This window comes from Segeticoccus rhizosphaerae (assembly GCF_009192725.1).
GTDB lineage: Bacteria > Actinomycetota > Actinomycetes > Actinomycetales > Dermatophilaceae > Segeticoccus > Segeticoccus rhizosphaerae.
This window is the reverse complement of record NZ_VOHR01000271.1, coordinates 1-5084: the sequence shown is the minus strand read 5'-3', so window position 1 is coordinate 5084 and position 5084 is coordinate 1. Positions and strand designations below refer to the sequence as shown.

Below are 5084 nucleotides of genomic sequence, written 5' to 3'. Positions count from 1 at the left end.
CTGCTGGCCGCGACGGCCGACCGCGCGCCGCGCCTCGGGTGCTTCGGGCTGCACGAGTGGGCCATGGTGCACCGTCTCGACCCCGACCAGCTGCGGCACTCCGGCTGGCCGCTGCGGCTCAGCCCGCAGGAGACCGACGCCGTGGTGGAGGAGCACCAGATCTCGTGCTCGCACTTCGACGCCTACCGCTTCTTCACCCCCACGGCCCGGCCGTTGAACGCTGTGCTGCCCGAACGGCATACGCAGGTGGCGATGGAGCAGCCGGGCTGCCTGCACGCCAACATGGACCTCTACAAGTGGGCCTACAAGCTCAGCCCCGCGGTGCCCAGCGAGCTGGTGATGGACTGCTTCGACCTGGCCCGAGAGGTGCGAGAGCTCGACATGCGCGCCGCGCCCTACGACCTGCGCGAGCTGGGCTACGAGCCGGTCCGGATCGAGACCACCAGGGGCAAAGCGGAATACGTCGCGGCCCAGCGCGGCTTCGCCGACCGGGCCCAGGCCCTGCGCCGCCGCCTGATCGCCGCCTGCGACACCCTCCTCCCCGTGGAATCTTCGCGGGGTTTGGTGCCCTGAGAGGGGCCGGAACCTCACGAAGATTCCGCACAACGACTCCGCCCGGGACTCAGCGGACCGGGACGTCCTGACGCCGCAGGCCGTAGGTCACGCCGTCGACCAGCGCGATCCAGCTCGCCTCCACGATGTTCGCGGCCACCCCGACGGTCTCCCACGAGGTGGTGCCGTCCGTGGTCTCGATGAGCACCCGGGTGACGGCGTCGGTGCCGTGGGCGGCGTCGAGGATGCGGACCCGGAAGTCGATGAGCTCGAGCTTCTCCACCTCGGGGTAGCTCACCGCAATGGCTTGGCGCAACGCGTGATCGAGAGCGTTGACCGGGCCGTTGCCCTCGCCGGTCGCTACGACCCTCCGGCCCGCGGCGACCAGCTTGACCGTCGCCTCGGAGGGTGCGTCGTCGTCCGGCGCGTGGCCGCGCGAGTCGGTGATCACGCGCCACGACTCGACGTCGAAGTAGCTGATCGGCGCGCCCTCGACCTCGCCGCGCAGGAGCAGCTCGAAGGACGCGTCGGCGGCGTCGAAGGTGTAGCCGCGCTGCTCCAGGTCCTTGACCCGCGCCACGACGCGACCGAGCAGCTCCTTCTCGCCGGACAGGTCGTAGCCCAGCTCGCGACCCTTGAGCTCGATGCTCGCGCGACCGGCCATGTCCGACACCAGCATCCGCATGTCGTTGCCGACCGCGGTCGGGTCGGTGTGCTGGTAGAGGTCGGGGTCGACCTTGACCGCGCTGGCGTGCAGGCCGGCCTTGTGTGCGAAGGCGCTCGACCCGACATACGGCTGACGGCTGTAGTGCGGGATGTTGGTGACCTCACTGATGGCGTGGGCGATCCGGGTCCCCTCCTGCAGGCGGGCCGGGTCCACCACGGGCATCCCGAGCTTGAGCTGCAGGTTGCTGACGACCGTGAGCAGGTCGGCGTTGCCGGTGCGCTCGCCGTAGCCGTTGATCGTGCCCTGCACGTGCGTCGCGCCGGCCGACACCGCAGCCAGGCTGTTGGCCACCGCGCAACCGGTGTCGTTGTGGCAGTGGATCCCGAGCCTCGCGCCGGTGCCGTCGAGGACGTCCGAGACCACGTCTCCGATCTGGTGCGGCAGCATGCCGCCGTTGGTGTCGCACAGCGCGATCACCGCTGCGCCCGCCTCGGCCGCCGCGCGCACCACTTCCAGCGCGTATGCCGGGTCGCTGGCATAGCCGTCGAAGAAGTGCTCCGCGTCGAGGAACACCTGCCGTCCCTCCCCCCGCAGGAACGAGACGGTGTCGCGGATCATCGCGAGGTTCTCGGCCAGCGTGGTGCGCAGCGCGCTCTCCACGTGGCGCACGTGCGACTTGGCCACCAGGGTCACGGTCGGCGCCCCCGAGTCGACCAGGGCCCGGGTCAGGGGGTCGTCAGCCGCCCTGCCACCCGGCCGTCGGGTCGAACCGAAGGCCGCCAGGGTTGCCCGCTGCAGCGACAGGTCCCGCTGGGCACGGGCGAAGAACTCGGTGTCCTTGGGGTTGGCGCCGGGCCAGCCGCCCTCGATGTAGGTGACGCCGAGCTCGTCGAGGTGGGCGGCGATGGCCAGCTTGTCCGTGACGGAGAGGTTGAGTCCCTCCTGCTGCGCACCGTCGCGGAGCGTGGTGTCGTAGACGTGCAAGTCAGTCATCGCCGGCCCGATCTCGATCGTGATCCTCGGCACACGGTGTGCCGCGTTCTGTCTTCTCGTGCTGTGTTGCCGTTGCCCGGTCTGTCACATCGTCTCGCCGCGCGTCGTGTCCGGGCGAGGTGTGTGCCCGGGAACGAAAAAGACCCCCCAGGGTGTGGGAGGTCTGCGCGGCGGGAAAAGCCCCGTCGCGCTAGTCGATAATGAGGGTGGCGGTAGCCACGCCAGTCCGAGCGTGTGTCACGGAGGGCACTCTGCCAGACCGGTCCGGCACATGGAAGGACCGTCTTGCCATCTGGGACCCCGGGTTCTGCCGCACGCCGTCCTCGCGCCGTCAGCCGGCGGGGTCCAGGACGCGGGTGTAGGTGGCGAAGGTCCGGGTCACTTCGAAGCCCATCGACTCGTAGAGTGCTGTGGCGCCGGTCGGGTTGACCGAGTCGACACCGAGATCCGCGCTGCGGTAACCGTGCTCGGCGGCCGCGCGGAGGCAGGCCGCCAGGGTGGCTCGAGCCAGACCGCGCCCCCGGGAGTCCTGCCGGGTCCCGACCTGACCGACGTAGAGCTCGCCATCCATCCACTGGTAGCACAGCACGTAGGCGAGGACCCGACCGTCGGCAGCGACGTGGACGAACGACTCGTTCGGGCGGAAGGTGCGCGACGACATCATGTCGCGCCAGTTCTCCTCGTCCCGCGGCGTCGAGCCCCAATGCGTGCTGAACGCGTCGTTGTGGGCCAGCCGCGTCGCCTCGCTCAGCTCGTCCCGGTAGGGCTCGACCGCGGCCGCCGGCTCCAGCACTGCGGCACCGGGAAACGCACGCTCCATCTCGTGGAAGTAGCGCGCGATCGCGTAACCCCGGTGTTCGAGCAACGGACGCACCGAGGCGCCGGCCTGACCGCCGGACGTCTGCAGCAGGGTCGGCGCGCCGGGGAACCGCTCGGCCGCCCCGGCCACTGCGCGATGCTCCATCCTGGCCATGAGCTCCCGGCCGATCCCCCGGCCGCGATGGTCGGGATGCACCCCACCTCCGAGGTGCACCTTCACTCGCCCGTCGAGCAGCGAGGTGGCCGCGCGCAGTTGTCCGTAGGCCACCAGGTCGGCGCCGTCCCACACGGCCCAGGTGTCCTTGGCCGGCTCGACGCCGGGCGCCTCGAGTTCCTCGGCGAGATCCTCCGGCCCGTAGAACTCGCCGGTGTCGTCGACCGTGGCCAGCAGATTGGTCAGCTCTGCCCACTGCTGCACGCAGTCCGGGCCCAGAGCGCTCCACCGCAGGGTCATGGCAGGTCTCCTCGTCGCGGGTCGTGACACGCGCCGAGCATGCCGAGTGGCGGGTTGCAGGGCAACCGAGTTTCATGATGGCCGAGAACGCATGCCATGCGGTCCCGGTTTCGGGACAAGGGTCCTCACATGACGGGCCGACGTCCTGATCTCGCGCCGTTTCGGTACGAGAGTCCCCGCGCGGCGCTCGAGCCGGGTTCAGACCAGGCGGGTCAGCCAGCCGTGGGTGTCCTCGGTCCGGCCGTACTGGATGTCGAGCAGCCGCTGACGGATCGCCGCGGTGGTCGCGCCGACACCGTCGTCGACCGAGTGGTCACCGATGAGCATCTCGCCGCCGTCCCACGCGAGCCGGCCCAGCGGCGTGACGACCGCCGCCGTGCCGCAGGCGAAGACCTCGCTGATCTCGCCGCTCGCCACGCCGTCGCGCCACTCGTCGATGCTGATCCGGCGCTCCTCGACGGTGTGCCCCAGCTCCTTGGCCAGCTCCAGGATCGAGCCTCGGGTGACGCCCTCGAGGATGGTCCCGGTCAGCTCCGGGGTGACCAGGCGACCGTCCGAGTAGACGAAGAACAGGTTCATCCCGCCGAGCTCCTCGACCCAGCGGTGCTCCAGCCCGTCGAGGAACGCGACCTGCTCGCAACCGTTCTCACCGGCCTCGACCTGGGCGGCCAGGCTCGCGGCGTAGTTGCCCCCGCACTTGGCCGCGCCGGTGCCGCCCGGCGCCGCACGCACGTAGTCGCTCGACAGCCAGATCGAGACCGGCTTGAGGCCGGAGGAGAAGTAGGGCCCGGCCGGGGAGGCGATGACGCAGTAGGTCACCCGCGCGGCGGGGCGCACGCCGAGGAAGGCTTCGGACGCGAACATGAACGGACGCAGGTAGAGGCTCATCTCGCCCGCCTCACCCGAGGGCACCCAGGCCTGGTCGACGGCCACCAACGCCTTGAGCGAGGCGAGGAAGTCGTCCTCGGGCAGCGCTGGCAGCGCGAGCCGGCGGGCACTGCGCTGGAACCGCGCCGCGTTGGCCTCGGGCCGGAACGTCCAGATCGACCCGTCCGCGTGGCGGTAGGCCTTCATGCCCTCGAAGATCTCTTGGGCGTAGTGCAGCACGGCCGCCGAGGGGTCGAGTGAGAGCGGCCCGTATGCCGTGATCTTGCCGTCGTGCCAGCCCTCGTCACTGCTCCACGTCGCCAGCACCATGTGGTCGGTGAAGGTCTTGCCGAAGCCGGGGTTGGCCAGGATCGTCTCCCGCTCGGCGTCCGAGCGCGGGTCGGACCGCTGCTCCACCGGGAACGACAGCGCTGCAGACATGGGGACCCTCCAAAGCGATCGAGTGGCGTTGCGGCAAGGCTATCTCCCCCGCCCGCCGACCCGGCACCCCCGCACCCGCGCGGATCTTCGCGAGGTTTCCGGCCCTGTCGGGGCCCCAAACCTCACGAAGATTCCTCCGTCTCGGGTGGGTGGGCGCGGCGGTGTCGCGGTGCGGGGACTAGGCGAGGCGGGCGGCGATGGCGTCGCCGATCGCAGTGGTATGCCGTGCCGCGTCGCCCCGCTCGAGCAGGTCGGCGGCGGTGACCCCCAGGGAGGTGAGGTGCTCCAGCA

General features: G+C 70.7%; 3 protein-coding genes and 1 pseudogene. 1 reads left to right on the top strand and 3 read right to left on the bottom strand.

Annotated features, from left to right (window positions below):
• Positions 1-573 (top strand): annotated as a pseudogene (locus FRW57_RS16970) (3-methyladenine DNA glycosylase); the annotation flags it as partial.
• Positions 574-622: 49 nt separating this feature from the next.
• Here the strand turns inward: FRW57_RS16970 and cimA are convergent.
• The 3 genes from cimA to FRW57_RS16955 form a co-directional block, all read right to left on the bottom strand.
• Positions 623-2212, bottom strand: coding sequence for a citramalate synthase (gene cimA / locus FRW57_RS16965; RefSeq protein WP_152186552.1), 1590 nt, complete (start codon positions 2210-2212; stop codon positions 623-625).
• 331 nt (positions 2213-2543) lie between these two features.
• Positions 2544-3485 (bottom strand): GNAT family N-acetyltransferase, encoded by a 942-nt coding sequence (locus tag FRW57_RS16960; protein ID WP_152186551.1) that lies wholly within the window; start codon positions 3483-3485, stop codon positions 2544-2546.
• 198 nt (positions 3486-3683) lie between these two features.
• Positions 3684-4793: a branched-chain amino acid aminotransferase gene (locus FRW57_RS16955; RefSeq protein ID WP_152186550.1), complete on the bottom strand. Its 1110-nt coding sequence runs from the start codon at positions 4791-4793 to the stop codon at positions 3684-3686.
• Positions 4794-5084 lie beyond the last annotated feature (291 nt).

Coding starts and splice junctions, on each gene's coding strand:
- cimA (WP_152186552.1), bottom strand. CDS start 2,212: ATGACTGACTTGCACGTCTACGACACCACGCTCCGCGACGGTGCGCAG.
- FRW57_RS16960 (WP_152186551.1), bottom strand. CDS start 3,485: ATGACCCTGCGGTGGAGCGCTCTGGGCCCGGACTGCGTGCAGCAGTGG.
- FRW57_RS16955 (WP_152186550.1), bottom strand. CDS start 4,793: ATGTCTGCAGCGCTGTCGTTCCCGGTGGAGCAGCGGTCCGACCCGCGC.